Source organism: Streptomyces luteolifulvus, from assembly GCF_008806595.1.
In the GTDB taxonomy this organism is placed as follows: domain Bacteria; phylum Actinomycetota; class Actinomycetes; order Streptomycetales; family Streptomycetaceae; genus Streptomyces; species Streptomyces luteolifulvus.
Map to the genome: position 1 here is coordinate 148,689 of NZ_VZRB01000019.1, position 16,759 is coordinate 165,447.

12 protein-coding genes and 4 pseudogenes are annotated in these 16,759 nt (G+C 69.8%); 9 read left to right on the forward strand and 7 right to left on the reverse strand.

Going from position 1 to position 16,759, the window contains the following annotated elements:
- The first annotated feature begins 782 nt into the window (after positions 1-782).
- Positions 783-1,130: a transposase gene (locus F7R91_RS42965; protein WP_225320785.1), complete on the forward strand. Its 348-nt coding sequence runs from the start codon at positions 783-785 to the stop codon at positions 1,128-1,130.
- Positions 1,131-1,458: 328 nt separating this feature from the next.
- Here F7R91_RS42965 and F7R91_RS25705 read toward each other — a convergent pair whose 3' ends face one another.
- A complete protein-coding gene (locus F7R91_RS25705) occupies positions 1,459-2,970 on the reverse strand; it encodes an SDR family oxidoreductase (protein ID WP_150951569.1) in 1,512 nt (503 codons plus the stop codon).
- A 539-nt stretch (positions 2,971-3,509) separates the two neighbouring features.
- Between F7R91_RS25705 and F7R91_RS25710 the strand changes: the two are divergent.
- Positions 3,510-3,690 (forward strand): annotated as a pseudogene (locus F7R91_RS25710) (phosphoglucosamine mutase); the annotation flags it as partial.
- 114 nt (positions 3,691-3,804) lie between these two features.
- Here the strand turns inward: F7R91_RS25710 and F7R91_RS25715 are convergent.
- Positions 3,805-4,743, reverse strand: a complete 939-nt coding sequence (locus F7R91_RS25715; protein WP_150951571.1) for a DUF389 domain-containing protein — start codon at positions 4,741-4,743, stop codon at positions 3,805-3,807.
- A 617-nt stretch (positions 4,744-5,360) separates the two neighbouring features.
- Positions 5,361-6,599, reverse strand: coding sequence for a DUF418 domain-containing protein (locus tag F7R91_RS25720; protein ID WP_225320786.1), 1,239 nt, complete (start codon positions 6,597-6,599; stop codon positions 5,361-5,363).
- A gap of 566 nt (positions 6,600-7,165) precedes the next feature.
- Between F7R91_RS25720 and F7R91_RS25725 the strand changes: the two genes are divergently transcribed.
- Both F7R91_RS25725 and F7R91_RS25730 read left to right on the forward strand, forming a co-directional pair.
- A complete protein-coding gene (locus tag F7R91_RS25725) occupies positions 7,166-8,335 on the forward strand; it encodes a sensor histidine kinase (RefSeq protein WP_150951572.1) in 1,170 nt (389 codons plus the stop codon).
- Positions 8,332-8,994, forward strand: a complete 663-nt coding sequence (locus tag F7R91_RS25730; RefSeq protein WP_150951574.1) for a response regulator — start codon at positions 8,332-8,334, stop codon at positions 8,992-8,994. Before F7R91_RS25725 ends, F7R91_RS25730 begins: the two co-directional genes overlap by 4 nt.
- A 230-nt stretch (positions 8,995-9,224) precedes the next feature.
- Here F7R91_RS25730 and F7R91_RS25735 read toward each other — a convergent pair.
- The 3 genes and pseudogenes from F7R91_RS25735 to F7R91_RS43845 form a co-directional block, all read right to left on the reverse strand.
- Positions 9,225-9,482 (reverse strand): annotated as a pseudogene (locus F7R91_RS25735) (ubiquinol-cytochrome c reductase cytochrome b subunit); the annotation flags it as partial.
- Between the two features lie 364 nt (positions 9,483-9,846).
- Entirely contained in the window at positions 9,847-10,035 is a 189-nt protein-coding gene (locus tag F7R91_RS42170; RefSeq protein WP_191971638.1) for a hypothetical protein, read from the reverse strand.
- 743 nt (positions 10,036-10,778) lie between these two features.
- Positions 10,779-10,910: an LPFR motif small protein gene (locus F7R91_RS43845; protein WP_269144757.1), complete on the reverse strand. Its 132-nt coding sequence runs from the start codon at positions 10,908-10,910 to the stop codon at positions 10,779-10,781.
- A 554-nt stretch (positions 10,911-11,464) separates the two neighbouring features.
- Between F7R91_RS43845 and F7R91_RS44340 the strand changes: the two are divergent.
- The 5 genes and pseudogenes from F7R91_RS44340 (at position 11,465) to F7R91_RS25770 (ending at position 15,510) form a co-directional block, all read left to right on the forward strand.
- A pseudogene (locus F7R91_RS44340) lies at positions 11,465-11,858 on the forward strand (CBS domain-containing protein).
- Between the two features lie 56 nt (positions 11,859-11,914).
- Complete coding sequence (locus F7R91_RS25750; RefSeq protein WP_150951576.1) at positions 11,915-12,136, forward strand: DUF6480 family protein; 222 nt, start codon at positions 11,915-11,917, stop codon at positions 12,134-12,136.
- 505 nt (positions 12,137-12,641) lie between these two features.
- Positions 12,642-13,205: a hemerythrin domain-containing protein gene (locus tag F7R91_RS25760; protein WP_150951580.1), complete on the forward strand. Its 564-nt coding sequence runs from the start codon at positions 12,642-12,644 to the stop codon at positions 13,203-13,205.
- A gap of 779 nt (positions 13,206-13,984) precedes the next feature.
- On the forward strand, positions 13,985-14,725 hold the full coding sequence (locus F7R91_RS25765) for a UdgX family uracil-DNA binding protein (protein WP_150951582.1): 741 nt from the start codon (positions 13,985-13,987) through the stop codon (positions 14,723-14,725).
- Between the two features lie 2 nt (positions 14,726-14,727).
- The gene (locus F7R91_RS25770; protein WP_150951584.1) at positions 14,728-15,510 is read left to right on the forward strand and encodes an Fpg/Nei family DNA glycosylase; all 783 of its coding nucleotides are present in this window, start codon (positions 14,728-14,730) and stop codon (positions 15,508-15,510) included.
- Between the two features lie 939 nt (positions 15,511-16,449).
- On the opposite strand, the pseudogene F7R91_RS44345 reads toward F7R91_RS25770, so the two are convergent.
- Positions 16,450-16,614, reverse strand: a pseudogene (locus tag F7R91_RS44345) (ANTAR domain-containing protein); the annotation flags it as partial.
- Between the last annotated feature and the right edge of the window lie 145 nt (positions 16,615-16,759).

Below are 16,759 nucleotides of genomic sequence, written 5' to 3' on the forward strand. Positions count from 1 at the left end.
TGCCCGCAGTGTCGTGGCGTGCGCGATCGACACGGTGAGCGGGGAGTTGATCCGCTGTCGGCTCACGCCGCAGCATGGTGACGTACTCGGTTGGATCAGCCGCGGCGGCCTACGAAGCCGGGCCGACCGGCTTCGGCCTGGCCCGGGCGCTCTGGGTGGACACCTGCCCGCCCAGCGGAGACGGTACACAACGACTTCCTCGCGCCCGGTTCGACCGCAGCCAGCCAGGTGCAGGGCAGCGGCACGATGACCGTGACGAACAACTACGCAGAGTAGGACCGCCGGTGGGGATGCGACGGCACCGAGCATCGCGGGAACGAGCGGAACGGGAAGGACCGGGAGCCAGCGGGCGGAACAGTCCACAACGACTTCCGCGGCGCGCAGTTCACCCACAGCCAGGTCAGGGCAGCGGCGTCACAAATGTCGTCAGAGCCGCCCAGCGGCGTGCCTACCTCGTCGGGAGCCTCGCGTTCGCCGTGGCAGTCCTCGTCGTCATGATTAGTGGCTGCAGGGGGCGGACTCATCCCGCGGCGCAGGCGCCGAAGCCGGCGGCCTCGCGTCGTCGGCGCCAACCCAGCCCCTGCCTTCGGCCCCGCCATCCCCGCCTCCGGCATCCGCCCCGGCTTCCCCGGAGCACGCCCCGCTCGACCGGGAAGCCGTCGACCACGCCTTCCGGGAGTATCTCGATGCGCTGGTCGGCCACAACATGACAGACCTCCGCCGGGCAACGTGCCCCAGGCTGCGCTCCACGCTGGTGGGCTTCGCGCTGAACGGTTACTACGTTGCCCGCTGGGAAATCCCGGTACCGGTGTGTCGTCGTCGACTACCTGGGTTTCGGATTGTCCGAGCGTTCGGCGGGTTTCGGCTACACCATCGCCAGGCCGCGTGGCCGGCGGGCAGTCCTGGCCCCGGTGTTCGTCGCCGAGATCGGCGACGCCACGCGCTTCCCGACCGGCAGACAGCTGTGCTCGTGGGCCGGGCTCACCCCACGCCACCGCGAGTCGGATCTGACCGTGCACCGTGGGCACCTCACCAAGCAGGGCTCGACACCACCCCCCGGAATCGGCACGGTCCCCCTCCCCCAGCCCGCCGTCGTCGACCAGCTCCGCAACCTCACCTCACCGCTGTGAGCGTGGATGGCGGACCACGGCCGTCTCGACCCCAACTGGCCGCGTGGTCACCTGCGAGCGCGGCGTCGAACTTGACGAGGCGGACATACCGGCCGGCTGCTGAAGCCGGGCAGGCTACCCACGTCGAGGTCGCCCGGGCTGTCGGCGAGGAACGCCTCGCGGTTGGGTACAGCGAAGCCGGTGCGGCGGGATGCCCGTGTCGACGACGAAGAGCGGGACCCACGCGTTCCGCGTCTCTCAGAGTGGCCTGGAGGACCAGGTTGTCGTCAACCATGGGGTCCGCGGTGGAACAGGGCGACGGAGACGCGCACCGTTCCCTTGAGCCCCTTCAGGCGGTACGGGCCGGTTCAGGGAAGGCCGATTCGGCTGCGGTGGCGATGTTTCGGGCCATGCCGCCGAAGACCGCGGCGTGGAAGGGGGCCAAGCCCCACCAATAGGCGTGCCCGGCCAGGCCGTGCGGATGGAACAGGGCCCGCTGCCGGTACACCGTGCGCCCCTGTGGACTCCGGTCGACGGCCATCTCCAGCCAGGCCAGGCCCGGCAGCCGCATCTCCGCGCGCAGCCGGAGCAGCCGGCCCGGCTCGATCTCCTCCACTCGCCAGAAGTCCAGGCTGTCGCCGACCCGCAGCCGGGTCGCGTCCCGGCGGCCCCGGCGCAGGCCGACTCCGCCCACCAGGGTGTCCAGCCAGCCTCGCAAAGACCAGGCCAACGGCGAGGAGTACCAGCCGTTCTCGCCGCCGATCGCCTCCACCACCTGCCACAGTGCCTGCGGCGACGCCGCGACCGTCCGCTCGCGGTGATCCGTGTAGAGGCTCCCGCCCGCCCAGCCGGGGTCGGTCGGCAGCGGGTCGCTGGGGGTGCGGGGAGTCGAGGCCGAGGACCACCTGGTGGCCACGTCCGCGTCCTGCACGCGCCTCAGCGCCAGCCGGATCGCCCGGTCGAGGGTGACCAGCCCCTCCGGCGGGTCCGGCACGTAACGGATGATGTCCCGCTCGGCGCAGACCACCTCGTGCTTCAGTGACTCGACCAACGGGCGCGCGATAGCGCCCGGCACGGGGGTGACCAGACCGACCCAGAGGCTGGACAACCGGGGGGTGAGCAGCGGAACGGGCAGGATGACCCGCTTCGGCAGCTCCGCGATGGCGGCGTACCGCCGCATCATCTCCTGGTAGGTGACGACATCTGGCCCGCCGATGTCGAAGGCTCGGTTCACGTCGTACGGCAGCCGTGCGCACCCCACGAGGAGGCGGAGCACGTCGCGGACGGCGATCGGCTGGATACGGGTGCGCACCCACCTCGGGGTCACCATTACGGGGAGCCGCTCGGTCAGATAGCGCAGCATCTCGAACGAGGCCGAACCCGACCCGATGATCACGGCTGCCCGCAGTACGGCTGCCGGCACGCCCGAGGCCAGGAGGATGCGGCCCACTTCGGCGCGGGACCGCAGATGGGGTGACAGTGCGTGCTCGGGTACTCCGGAAGGGCTCAGCCCGCCGAGGTAGACAATCCGCCGGACTCCGGCGGCACGCGCCTGCTCACCGAAGATCCTGGCCGCGCGCCGGTCGGTCTCCTCGAAACCCCGCCCGGTGCCCAGCGCGTGCACCAGGTAGTACGCGACGTCCATTCCCTCCATGGCCGCACGCACGGACTCCTCGTCGGTCACGTCCCCGCGCACGGCTTCCGCCCGCGCGGCCCACGGATGGTCCCGCAGCTTGCCGGGCGAGCGGGCCAGGCAGCGCACCGAGTACCCGGCGGCCAGCAACTCCGGCACCAGCCTGCCGCCCAGGTATCCGGTGGCGCCGGTGACCAGACAGCGAGTCGGCCGGTCGTCGTCGGTCATACCGATCGCACGCAGGCCGGTCGAGTGCGCCTTGTCCGGCGACGGCCGGCGGACCGGGCCGCAAGAAGCGTCATGGTTCCCATGCCTTCCTGGGACGTGCCCCTCCGAGGGGCTCTGTCGCTGTTCCCCTGAGCCCATGCTTGGGGCCGGGGACGAGCGCCGCAACCTCGCCGATCCCGGCCGGAGGGTGACAGCGGGGTCGGCGCACGGGCTTGGTGCGATGAGCCGCGACGTCACGCCACGGAGGCCGGACCCGTCCGTGACAACGTGATCAGCGGCAGTTCCGGATCCTGAGTCGGTCTCGCGTCGGACGGCGTCGGCAACCATGTGGCGGACCCCGGCCCTGGATGGCGTAAGGCCAGGCAATTCGAAGGTGCGCGAGAACCGACCGCGGCGCAGGCCCGCGCGGACGCGGGGCCCGCGATGAGCTCGGCACGGGCCGACGGCAGGCCCAGGGCGAGCAGGGGGAGGTACTCGGCGCGAGCGGTGCGTCCGACTTCCTCGAGGGCGTCCGGGTCCGGGCCTGGGCGGGCGATCGTCAGGCCCGGGTCGGGGACTCGGCCGAACTCGCCGCCGCCGGCGCCGAGGCGGAGCGGGAGCTGTGGCGACGGGGCGGGTGCTGTTGCGTCAGCCGGGACGGAGCGGCTGGTTCGTGTGGCGGTCGAGGCGGCGGACATCGATCACGCTCGGTCTGTGGCGGGGCGGATCGCGGATGTGTGAAGTCGGGGCTGGCATGATGGCGGCCGCCGGGTAGGGGGTGGGGGTTGCGGGCGGGCTGCGGTTTGCCGTGGCTTGTCGCGCAGTTTCCCCGCGCCCCTTGGGGTCTGTTGCCCCTCACGGTGTGGTGGTGCGTTGGCGCTGTCTGCTCCACAGCCACTTCTGGGTCACCAGGGTGAGGGTTCCTGCCAGGACGATGCCCAGGAGGTTCAGCAGGAGCTGGTTCGTCGAGCCGATCGTCTGGCTCGTGTCGCCGTAGCTTAGGGCGACCGCGGCGTTGGCGGCGGCCGGGACCGTCGTCACCGAGATGGCCACGCCCACCAGGGCGCCCGACTTGGCCGAGGTCAGCGAGAGGGTGCCCGCGATGCCGGCGAGGACGGCGACGACGAAGGAGAAGGCGTCAGGCGCGTAGACGAAACTGGTGTTGGGGCGTTCGGCCTCCAGCTGCTCCTTGCTGAACAGGTTCAGCGCGTCCATGAACCAGCTGAAGCCGACCGTGACCGCCATGGCCACAGCGAAGCCGACCAGCAGGGCGCTGAGCGACCGCAGGGCCAGGCGCGGCGCGCGCTGCACGATCGAGGTGGAAATACCGGCCAGCGGGCCGAACTCCGGGCCGACCGCCATCGCGCCCACGATCAGGATCGCGTTGTCGAGCACCACACCGCAGGCCGCGATCATGGTCGCCAGCGTGATGAAGGAGACGTAGGTGACGGAGAGCGTCGACTCTTCGTGGGTCGCGTCCGTCAGGTGCTCCCACAGCACCGCGTCCGCGCCCTCGCCGGGGGCCTCCGCCTCGGCCTTGTCGGCGCGCTTGGACAGCGACAGGTCGATGGTCTCAACGGCGATGGAACCGGAGCTGTCGATGCCCAACTCCTGTAGTCTGGTGAGGAGTTCGTCACCGGCCTCGCGTGCCACGTCGCACATCACAACGTCCCCGGCGGGGTCGCGGGCAGCGCCGGGCACGACGACGAGGTGCGTGGTGCCCACCGTGGACTCGATCAGACGCACCACGTCGTCGGTCGTGGCGGCCGGGGTGATCAGGCGCAGATGCAGCATGACGCCTTTCTAACAGGCCCCCTGCCCCGCCTCCGGGCAGGCCCAGCCGCATCTCTACGTCGTCGTTGCACACGGCATCCTCCGGCATCGGGGCGTCGCCCGCCGCGGCTACGCGGCGGGCGAGGAAACGCCGTTTCCAGGGCGGGCGCGTCCGTGTAGACCAGGGGGCCGGCACTGGAGCGGTAGTACGTGGTGGTGATGAGACAGGGCCGCCAGGGCGTGGACAGGATTTCGGTCAGCGCACTGATGGGATGATGGCCAGGTGGTCAGGTAGGGGCTGCCAACGCGGCAGCTCGGGGCACGGTCGGTGAGGGTACGCCAGGGTGTGGGCGACGTTGCCGGGAACGATGGCGAACCGAGCGGAGTCGACGAGCCGGGCACCGGGAGGGAGAGCCTCGTAATCGCCCGCCGGAAGCGGCAGCTGGAGAGCAGGGCCACGTGCGCGATCGGCCGGCACGCGGCCGTCTCCACCGCTGGGAGTGCCCCACGCTCAACTCGCCGGAGAAGAACTTGGTACGGCTGGAGGCCGCACGGGCGTGCGCCGCACGCCCGCAACGGCTTCTACTGGCCGCGCCGGCCAGACCCGTTTATGGCGGAGGAACTGAGGCAGCGGAACGTCAGACGGGTGTCCTCTCGGCGGCGGCGCGCCAGGGCGGAAGGGTCAGGTGCGTAGCGGCGCGCAGGAGCCACTCCAGGGGGCCGTAGGCGTGGGTACGCATCCATCGGGCGGAGGCGGACAACTGGAGGGCGTAGAGGGCCAGGACGAGGGCGAGGACGGTGGCGGGGGCGAGCCGGCCTATCGCCGCGAAGCCGTAACCGGTGAAGACGACGGCGAGGACGGCGGACTGCGTCAGGTAGTTGCTCAGTGCCATGCGGCCGGCCGGGGCGAGTGCGCCGGCGATCCGTCGTCCGTAGCGGCTGTGGATCAGGCGCAGGAGGGTCGCGGCGTAGGCGGCGGCGAGGGCGGGGGCGGTGAGCACGTCGACGGCCAGCGCGAAGGTCTCGCCGGGGGTGCCGGTCCCGTGGGTGGTGGCATGGGTGTAGAGGCCGGCTCCCGCAAGCCCGACAGGGAAGCCGATCAGCTGGACGCGGCGCAGGGCGCTCGCGCTGATCGGCCGGGCGAGGAGGTCGCGTTTTCCTGCGGCCAGGCCGAGCAGGAACATCGCCAAGGCGCAGGGGGCCTGGAACAGCAGCAGGAGCGCGGCGGTGTCGGGCAGTTCCTCGAGGCGGGCGGTGATGACCTGCGCCGGGTCGCCTGCGAGGAGGGCGGTGGCATGCTGGGCGTGCGCGGTGACGGCCTGAGCGTCCAGTGTGCTCGGTGGGCCGAAGGCGGCCTGCAGCGCCCCGAGACCGGCGTAGAACGCGGCGGTGAGGACCAGGAGGACGCATGCGGCGGTGGCCACAGTGCGGACGCGCAGGCCGCCGGCTGCGAGGAGGACCAGTCCGAGGACGGCGTAGGTGGTCAGAATGTCGCCGGTGAACAGCAGCACCGCGTGGGCCGCGCCGAGCGCGAAGAGGGCGGCGAGGCGGCGTAGGAAGGGGGCGGTGAACCGGGTGCCGCGGCGCTGGGCGGAGAGTCGTTGCAGGGTGAAGGAGTAGCCGAACAGGAAGGAGAACAGCAGGTAGAACTTGGTTTCGAACAAGAGGGTGATGAGCGTACTGACGGCACGGTCGGAGGTCGTGGTGACGCCGGGGTCTGCGACGCCGGTGCCGTGGAACGCGGAGGCGAAGTAGGTGGCGTTGACCACGGCGATGCCCAAGAGCGCGAAGCCGCGCAGGGCGTCCAGGTCCGTCAGACGCGAGCGGCCGGCCGTGGATGCGGACTTGGTATTTGTGTCGAGGGGTGGTTGCAGCACGAGGTATTCCTCTCAAGGGCAGCACGAGGGCCGACGCCGTCGGCCAGGGCAAAAGCGGCGGTGCAAGGGTCGCGGCTGCCGGCAGTGGCCCGCCGGCGGAGAACACTGCGGAGTCCTGGCGTTGCTCTGTCTTGCTGCAGAGGGCGATCACCGCATACAGGGCCACGAGCGCGAAGCGGTGGTCCTGGGCGCAGAGCATGGCCTTGTGGGAGGCGGCGAGGACGAACAGGGTCCGCAACGAGATCCGCCACGTGGGTCGGTGCGGGATTCCGACGGTGAGGAAGTGCAGCAGAGGGATAGGCCCAGCCCGTCGCACTGGACGACGTTCAACACCCTGCTCTGATGCGGCGAGTTCACGCATTCTCCTTGGAAGCGTTGTCGTTGGAAACGTTGTTGAGGGATGGTTCAACGCTAGGAATCGCGGAGTGCCGGGGGCGTCTGGCGGACGTCTGGTTCTTCGGTGCGACCATCGTCGTACGCGAAGAGGTCCGGGCCGGGCGGTAATGCGACCTTCGTCGTATGCGGCAGGGCACAGGAGGGCCGCGCTGGGTTCCTAGACTGACGTGGTGACCGAGCGCCGACCGCCACCTCGTCTTTCGTCTCCGGCCGCCGCCTGGTGGGGCGGCCTCGCGGCGGTGGCGTTCGCAGCGGTCGCCACCCGAGAGGCCGCTTCCTCGGCCGACCTGGTCGGGCCGGTGTGGCTCAACGGGCTGTGCGCGGTCGGGACGGCCGTGCCGCTGGCGACCGGTCTCCGCCATGCCGTGGTGTCCGTGAGCGTGGCCGTCGTGGCGGCCATGGCGCAGACGGCTCTGCTGACGCCGTCCACGAACCTGGCGATGCCCTTCCTGGCGCTGCTGACCGCGGCCTTCACCGCAGGCCGGTACGCACCAAGCCGCCGCGTGTCGCTGGCACTACTGGTGCTGTGTCTGGCGGAGGAGTGGGCCGGTCCGATCGCCGTCAATGGCGACCCCGTCTGGGATGCCCTGTTCGTCAGCCTCGCCCTGTGGGCGGTCTGGCTGCTCGGGCACTCGGCCCAGACCCGCCTCCGCCTTGCCCGGGCCGAACGGGCGCGGCGCGACGCCGAACGCGAGCTCGCTGCACAGATCCGCACGGCCGTCACAGCCGAGCGCCACGCGGTTGCCCGGGATCTGCACGACACGGTCGCCCACGCCGTCACCCTGATGGTGCTCCAGGCCACCGGCACCCGACTGATCGCCCACAAGGACCCCGACGCCGCCGTCACCGCGCTGGCCTCCATCGAGAATGCCGGCCGGCAGGCCATGGAGGACCTCCGCGCCATGCTCCACGTCCTGCGCCAGGCCTCCGACAGCCCCGACAGCCCGCCGCCCACCCTGGAGCAGCTCGCCGCCCTCGTGGAAGCCGCCCGTGCCAGCGGCGTCGACGCCGTCCTCGACACCAGCGCGCTGGCCGCCGAGCTGCCCCGGCCGCTGGCCGTCACCGCCTACCGCACTGTCCAGGAAGGCCTGACCAACTCCGCCCGCCATGCCCCCGGCTCCCCCGTCCGCATCACCGTGCGCACCACCCCCGGCCAGCTCACCGTCACCGTCACCAGTGGCCCACCCGCCGGCGACCGGCCTTCGCCCACCAGTGGCAGCGGGACCGGCCTGGCCGGTCTGCGTGAACGCGTCACCGCGCTGGGCGGCACCCTCACCGCCGGCCCACAGACCGACGGCGGCTACACTCTGGCGGCAGCCCTGCCCCGGAGCACCGCATGAGCCAGATCCGCGTCCTGATCGCCGACGACGAATCTCTCGTGCGCGGCGGACTTTCTCTCATCGTCGCCGCCGCCGACGACCTCACGGTCGTCGCCGAGGCCGCATCCGGACCCGAAACCCTCGCCCAAACCGACCGCACCCGACCGGACGTCATCCTCCTGGACATCCAGATGCCCGGCAGCGATGGCATCGCCGTCACCCGCCAGCTGCGCGACCGGCCGTACAGACCCCGCATCGTCATCGTCACAACCTTCGGCCTGGACATCTACCTCCACCAGGCACTCGACGCCGGCGCCGACGGCTTCATCCTCAAAGACGCCCCCGCCGAACTCATCCAGCAGGCCATCCGCTCCGCCCACCGAGGCGACGCCGTCCTCTCGCCCCAGATGACCCGCGCACTCATCCGCCGCTACACCAGCCTCCCCACCCCCGACCCCGCACCACCCGCCGGCTACGACCAACTCACCGCCCGCGAACGCCAAGTCCTCACCCTCCTCGCCCAGGCCCACTCCAACGCCGAAATCGCCACGGCACTCCACATCAGCGAGGCGACCGTCAAAACTCACATCACCCGCATCCTCATGAAACTCGGGCTCCGCGATCGCGCTCAGGCCATCGTCCTGGCCCACCGCCACGGCCTGGACCGCCCCGCACCATGACAACAATGCCGTCCTCGACACCCACTGTCCCGTCTCATTGGATCTTGTTTTCGTGGGGTCTTCTCACCCGCGATGATGCGCTCTGACGTGACAGGGGACCGCCCAACAAGCGGCCCCGAGCAGGCGGCACCGACGAGACAAACAAGCCCTCGATCAAGTAGACATGAACGAGGTCAGGACCTGGGGAATTACGTGACGCCGGGCCCGGGGAATTACGTGATCGTTCACAGCCGGACCAGGAGCCCACCGCGCACATCGAAGCTGATGTGCGGGGTGGATTCGCATGCCTCCGACATGCGCACACCTTGCAGCGGCACGTACCGGCCGTCGTAGACCACTTCGCGCATCTCCGGCTTGAAGAAGAGGGTCAGCCACACCCCGCTCAGCACCAGCACGAGCAGGCTGTAGAGCGCCAGCTCGCCCAGGAGGAACGACCAGTGGTCCGGAAACGCCTTGCGCAGCAGTTGGCCACCGTCAAGGACCGGCAGCCGGCCATCTGCGGCGTCGGTGAACCGCTCGCCGGGCCCTCGGCCCGCCTCTGACGTTGGTGCGGCACGCCGCCGCGCCGCCTTCACCTCGCCTCCAGGCCTGGCCCACCATTCCCGACCCACCGAATGCCTCCCATCGTCGGCTCCGGCAGCGGTTTCCGGCCGCGCCGGTAGCCTCGGCGCCCGGCGGGCTGTCGTACGCCGCCGTGCTGTGTATTCCGCGCCATGGATACGGGCGAGTGCCCAAAGCCTGCGAAACACTCTCTGATTGGGCACACGCCACCCACCCGGCGGGCGTACGCTTCGGGACTCGCTGTACGGCTACTGGTTCGATGAATCGGCGCTGATGTCGCCCAGCGCCGATTCAGGAAGGCGCCTCGGCTTTCCAGGGGCCGGTCCAGGTGGCGAGGGTCTGGCGGGTGCGGATGCCGTGGGCGGGCAGCGCACCACGGACGGCAGGCAGCAGCGCGGCATCGACCGTGGGGTCGTCCGGAGTGCGCTGCCAGTATCCGTCCGGGTGCTCGCACGTGGCCGAGACGCTGGCCAGGATCAAGTCGGCCAGTACGGCGCAGGATCGGCGTGCGGATGGCGGGGTGCGGCGGCGGCCATGGCTCGCAGGCCTGCGACGCGGGTCAGGCGGCTGTGGGTCCACAGCTGGTCGTCCGGATACCGGCATCCGGTTGCCGCCAGCGTTCGGCAATGGCGCGCAGGGCAATGCCGACGGCCTGCCAGGGCGGTCGTCGAGGCGGTGATGGCGTTCGGCTGCAGCGAACAGCAGCAGGCTTCGCCGAAGCAGTCCAGCTGGAACTGCCGGCCGACGCTGTTGGAGGCGCCTACGGCGGCTGCGGCTTTGCCTAGCGTAGATCTGGTCGCGGATTCACACGTACCGATAGCCGTAGTTGCGGCGCCCGCCACCGACTGTGTAGAAGTGAGGGCGCGTGTGCGTCACCGCTTCCTGGGGCTCGGTGTGTGGAACGGGGATACGGACTCCTCCCCCGGTGCCGCCCTGCGCGGGAGGGCGGCGGTTGTCCTGCGGAGCGCTCGCCGCCCAGGAGCCTCGCCCCAAGTCCCCTCACGGGCCGTTCGCCTACCGCGTCGCCACCGGGCGCGTGCCCTGGACGCATGGGGCGAGAACCGCCCTATGACAAATACGTGATTGCGGACGCCTCCCGAAAAGGTCGTACGCAGTGACGGTGGTCGCCGGGCTGTTGGAGAGCATGCCGCGGCTGGAAGCCGACGTCGTATTCGGTATGCAGGCCACCGGCTCCCTCAAGGATCGGCTCGGTGGCCATAGCGTTAGGTCCGGTGTCCACGGGTACTGCTCGACGCTCCGCTGAACAGTCGGGCAAGGGCCCTGAACGGCAGGGTCACGACAGCGGCAATTGTGCTGCCGATGGCACGCAGTACGTCGGCGATAGCCCGGAACATGGTAGGCCTCCTCACACGGGTCCCTGTGTCAAGGCGGACGAGTTCCCGTGGCACGAGTCGCCACTCCGTGCGGTTGGGACAGACGTGGCAGCCGGGATCCCGGTTTACGTCATCACGGCGAAGGCCAGACTGGACGTCGCCAGGGGCATGGTTGCGGAGACTGCGAGCAGCACCGTCGGCGAGGCCGCCCGCCTGCTCACCGACTTTGCGAGCCGACGTCATGTCCGCCTCGCTGAAACGGCGTATACCCTGGTCACGCGCGCCATGGAACCGGCCGTCGTCGGGCGGAGTCCGCAAAGTTGAGCTCGCGGCGGGCGTTGTCACTGGTGCGGATCCGGGCATCGTTCCGCAGCATGCGCAGTACGGCGCGTTCGAGGGTCCGTGGGGTGGCGGGGACACCGTAGGGGCCCCTCGTAGCGACCCCGCAAGCGGCAGCCCCGTCGTACGTGCCGTACAAGTGGGGGCCCGTCATGTGCGGGTACTCGGACCGCATCGGCGAATGGCACCGCCCCGTACGAAGGGATGGTCCCAATGACCCAGCATGCCGCGACGTCGTGACAACCGACCTGGTGACCGTCGAACCGCAGGCCTCGGTGGAGGAAGTCGCCCAGATGATGCGCGACGAGAAATCGGCGCCGTGCTGGTCACCGAAGGCGATCCGCGTGGGCTGGTCAGCGACCGCGACCTGGTGTTCGGCTCGGTGGCCGCGGGACGCGACCCGGGCCGGGGCGACAGGCCGACGCGTACAGCGACGACCTGATCACGGTGGGGCCCGATGGCGACCTCGACGTCGCGCTCGGCATGATTGCGTGAGCACTCGGTGCGCCGGGTGCGGGTCGTCGACCAGGCTGAGCACGCGGTGGGTGTCGTATCCCTCGGTGACTTGGCCATCGAGCGCGAGTCCGCTCGGCTCTGGCCGACATCAGCGCCGCCAGGCCCAACAAGTGACCTCCCGCGCACCGCGAAGGACCGCGGGACGAGACAGTCCGAGAGGAGGGCGTGTCATGACCACTCCCGACCCCGAGCCCAAATGGACCCCAGGACTCGAACCGGGCGGTCAGGTCTCTCCCGGTGAGACCCCGCCCGCCGAAGGGGGTACCCACGGCATCTCCCACCCCGAGCAACCCGAGCTGCGCAAGGGGTGGGCAGCGATGCCCCTGACCGTGATCATGATTGTGGTGGCCCTCGTGGTGATCGGGCTGATCGCCATGGCCGTGGCCCTGTGACGAGCTCCGGAGCGCCACATCGGAGATTGAAACGGCACGATGTCCATGCCGTTGACGGTCGACGCGCAGGCGCACGGTCTGGCCGGGGACGGCACGACCAACGATCAGCTGGCGCTCGCGAGGTTGGTGGACGTCCCCGGTTGTCCGAGATCTTCTCACGCGACCAGGACAGCGGGTCGTCGTCGTAGTCGACTTCGACATCTGAATTCAGCAGGCGCTCGTACATGTGGTGCGAAGAAGCCGTCTCCGCAGGTCACGTGCATGTTGAGGATTCGTCGTCCGGACCCGAAGGGGCCAGGCAGAGAATCCCAGCACATTGTGCCGCGCCGAACGGCCTTTCCGACGACGCACTGATACGGGGCTCCCGGCTCAGTCGTTTCGCACGTTCATTCCCCTGGGCGCCGCATCACAGCCACTCGCGACTCCCGTGTGAGGCCACCTACTTCGGGCACTCGGAGCCCGCGGCGGTCGTCCGGCCCGCTGCTCCAGACGGGAGGCGAAGGATATGGGTCATGGTGGGAACGTCATCGACGAACTGGTGACCGATCACCGAGAGGTCGAGGAGTTCTTCGGCCGGATCGAGGGGCTACCGTCCGGTGACAAGGACCGCAAGGTGTACGCCGACCAGGCCACGATGGAGCTGGTCCGGCACTCGGTGGCCGAGGAGGAGTACCTCTATCCGGCTGTACGGAAGCACATGGCGGGCGGGGACGCCCTTGCCGACAAGGAGATTGACGATCACTCCAAGGCCGAGCAGATCATGAAGGACCTGGAGGGGTGCGACGCCGATGATCCCGAGTTCGACCGGCTCATCGGGATGCTCATGAGCGAGATTCGCTCGCACGTGGCCGACGAGGAGGAGAACCTCTTCCCCAAGCTGCGCGCGGCGTGTTCCGCGGACACGCTCGACAACCTGGGCGACAAGGTGCGTCAGGCGAAGAGGATGGCCCCGACCCGCCCGCACCCGTCCGCCCCGAACAAGCCACCGGCGAACAAGTTGCTGGCCCCTGGGGCCGGCCTGGTCGACCGCATGCGCGACGCACTGACCGGGCGCGGCAAGAAGGACTGATCCCCCGCAGGATGGCCGACCGTGGGTTTGGCGGCCCCTGGATAGACGTCGACGATCACTTCGCCGATCAGCTCTTCCCGGCACCGGACGGTGATGTCCAGGTACGCCTCGTTGAGGGCCAGCGACGCGGAGTCCGCGCAGCCTGGGCAAGGTGGGCGTCGCCCTCGGTGAGGTACCCGGTCTTCTGCCGCGGAGTCGAACAGCAGAGGCGATGAGATCACCTGGAGCCGTATGGGGTGATCCGTGCCGGTGCCGTACACCGGGGCCGGGCCGCGTTCTGCTGGCGGCCTCCCGCACGCCCACCTGCCGACAGGACCGGCTGATCAGGTGCGGCACGTGTATCTGGGAAGTTCCGAACAACTCAGCAATGCGGCTCTGTGCCATGTGTCTCCCCGGTAAGTCTCGGCGTGCCCGGCGGTCTCTCCTGGACTCGGCCCAGCACGCGCAGGCCTGACAGGTGGTCACGGAAGTTACCGCTTGATCCCGCCTTTGACCGTGGGGACGACGCAACTCTCGAAGGAGTGGCCGCAGTCGGGCCCGTAGCGGTCGACAGCCGGACCAGACCGAGCACTGCGACCTCGCGCAGGTCCTCGTTGCTCAGTCCGACCAGTCGTTCCGCCATCGTGAATGCGCATGATGTCTCGCAAATCCTCTACAGGGGCGTGTGCGGCACCGCAGGAGCGCGGCCCGCCCACCCCGCACGTACCGGGCCTCGCTGGGTACTCGGAACCGGAATGGCCCTGCAGTGCTGCAGCCCAAGGGAGAAGAGGTGACGTGCCATGACCGGAGGGGGTGCCCGAGGGCACGGCCAGGAGCATGACGCGACCCCCTTCGTCCCGGGACGGCGCGCGAGGCTGCCCGGGCTGCGTAAGGCGGCCGCGGACTGCCGGGGCTGCCCGCTGTACCAGGACGCGACCCAGACCGTGTTCGGTGAGGGCCACACGAACGCACGCGTCCTGCTCCTCGGCGAGCAGCCCGGGGACCAAGAGGACCGCCAGGGCAGACCGTTCGTCGGCCCCGCGGGCAGAGTACTGAGACGCGCCCTCGCGGACGCGGGCATCGATCCGGACGGGGTGTATGTCACCAACGCGGTCAAGCACTTCAAGTTCACGATCCCCGAAGGCCGTAAACGCCGTATCCACAAGGCCCCGACCCTCCGCGAGATGACGGCCTGCCGACCCTGGCTCATGGCCGAGCTGAGGGTCGTGGAACCAGAGGTGGTCGTCGCGCTCGGCGGGACGGCGGGCAAGGCCCTGCTCGGCTCGGGATTCCGGGTGACCGAGCAGCGCGGCGCCCTGCTGCCCTGGCCCGGCCTCGGCGACCAAGGCAGTACAGGCGGCGCCGAGGAAGGGATCAGCGGGCTGGTGGCGACGATCCACCCGTCCGCCGTACTGCGCGCCGACGACTCCGACCGCACACGCGTCTACGACGGTCTTGTCGCCGATCTGCGCATCGTGGCCGACCTGCTGGGAGACGGCGCCAGGTCCGGCCTGCAGGCCGAGGACCGTACCAGGAGTTAGACATGCCGGAGTTGCCAGATGTCGAGGGTTTCTGTGAGGTACTGAACGAATGTGGCAGTGGCCAGTACGTCCGGCGGGTCGACGTGCGCGACACGGGCGTACTACGCGGGGTCAGCGCCCAACGCCTGCGCCGGGAGGTGGAGGGGCGGCGCCTCGGCCGGTCGTGGCGTCACGGGAAGTTGCTGATCGTCCCGGTCGCTGACGGAGCCGTCATCGTCTGGCACTTCGGCATGACCGGCGAACTGGTCTGCGCACGCGCGGACGAACCGCCGATCGCCCATGACCGCGTCCTCCTGACTCTCGATGACGAACGCCAACTGCGCTACCGCGACCAGCGCAAACTCCTGGGCATACGGCTGGCCCCAGATCAGCGCGCGCTGGCGCGACTGCTCGACCGGCTCGGTCCTGACGCCCTGGAGATGACACGCGAGGACTTCCTGGACCTGCTCGCCGAGCGGCGGGGCGCGGTCAAGGGCGTGCTGATGGACCAGTCCCTCATCGCCGGCCTCGGCAACCTGCTCAGCGACGAGATCCTCTGGCGGGCCCGTGTGGCGCCCCGGCGCCCGGCGAGGGCCCTCGATGACAGAGAGGCGCGCAACGTGTTCACGGCGATGCGCGGCGTGCTCGCCACTGCCACCCGCGCCGGGTGCGTACCGCCGCGGCAAACCTGGCTCACCGGTCATCGCGACGACGGCGAACCGGCCTGCCCCCGTTGCGGCCGAGGGCTGCAGTCACGCCGCGTCGCCGGCCGGCGTACCGTCTGGTGCGAGCACTGTCAGCATTGATCGCAGTGCCGAGCCAGGGGCACCATCAGGTGCCCCTGCCACCCGGTTCGACAGCCCCGCCCGGGAATCAAGGCGGATCGCCGCGTACAGATCGACGTTGGACTTCGGCGGCATCCACGCCCCGAGCCTTCCACCTTGATCGTGGATACCTCGACACTGGATCTTGAGTTCAGGGAGGGGCGTCCCGAGTGGGGACCTACAAGTACTCGGTGGAGTTCCGGGCCGGCGCGGTGGCGCTGGCCCGTTCGTCGGGCCAGCCCGTCTCACGCATGGCGCCGAACTCGGCGTGAACCACGAGATGCTGCGGCAGTGGATCAAGACCGCGGAGCACGCCGCCCGAGGCGCTCGCGGAGAGTCCACGAAGGACACGGAGAAGGCGGCTTTGCGTAGCGCCCCCCGAGCTCCGGTCAGCACCTAGCCAGTAGCCAGACGACGACGCTGGTCCCGCTAGGCGGGCGAGGTGACCACACGCAGTGGTCCTGTCGGTGTCGTGGTGGTGTCGGGCATCAAACCGGGCCATGTCGCGGAACTGATCCTGGCCCGCACTGGCAGACTGTCCCCCGAGGCTCGAGACGAGCTGGAAACCAAATGTCGCAGATGGAGCGTCATATGCGACCTGACACGGAACAGGGTCCTGACTGCTTCAAGCTGGCGGGCGGCGCGCAAACCCGGGCAGGTTGTGTCGACGGTCTCGCGATGGATGTTTCTCGGCTGTCCGGAGGCCGGCTGCGTAAGGGGTCATGACGGCTTCACCCTGGCGTTTCGGGCCCCCAGTGCTCTGCCCCCACGCCACACCAATCGATCAACGGTGGCTGTGCCAGGTCGACGAGCTCCACCTCCGCCTCGCGAAGGAACCCAACGAGATCGTCCAGGCTGTACGCAAGCCCTACGATCTCGCCGTTGATCCGTACGTGGCGACCGCCCGTGGCGTGGGTTCGATCACCGCGCCGGATGCGAGCGTACGGCGCACGATGGCCTGGGCGGTGGCCACGGAAGCCGACTGCCGTTGTCGGCCGCATAGGCGCGCAGGGCCGAGTGGGCCTCGGCCAGGGTGAGTCCGCAGCTCTCGGCGAGCATGCCGCTGGCCATTTCGATGGTGGCCTTGGCGGCGACGGCGGACTAAGAGGTCGCGCAGATAGGCGCGGTGCTGGTACCCCGGCAGCAAGACAGGCACAGGTCCTGGTGATCATGGAGTTGCGACGCTCTGTGATCACCGGGGAGACCTGTGCCTGTGCTGCCATCATGGCTG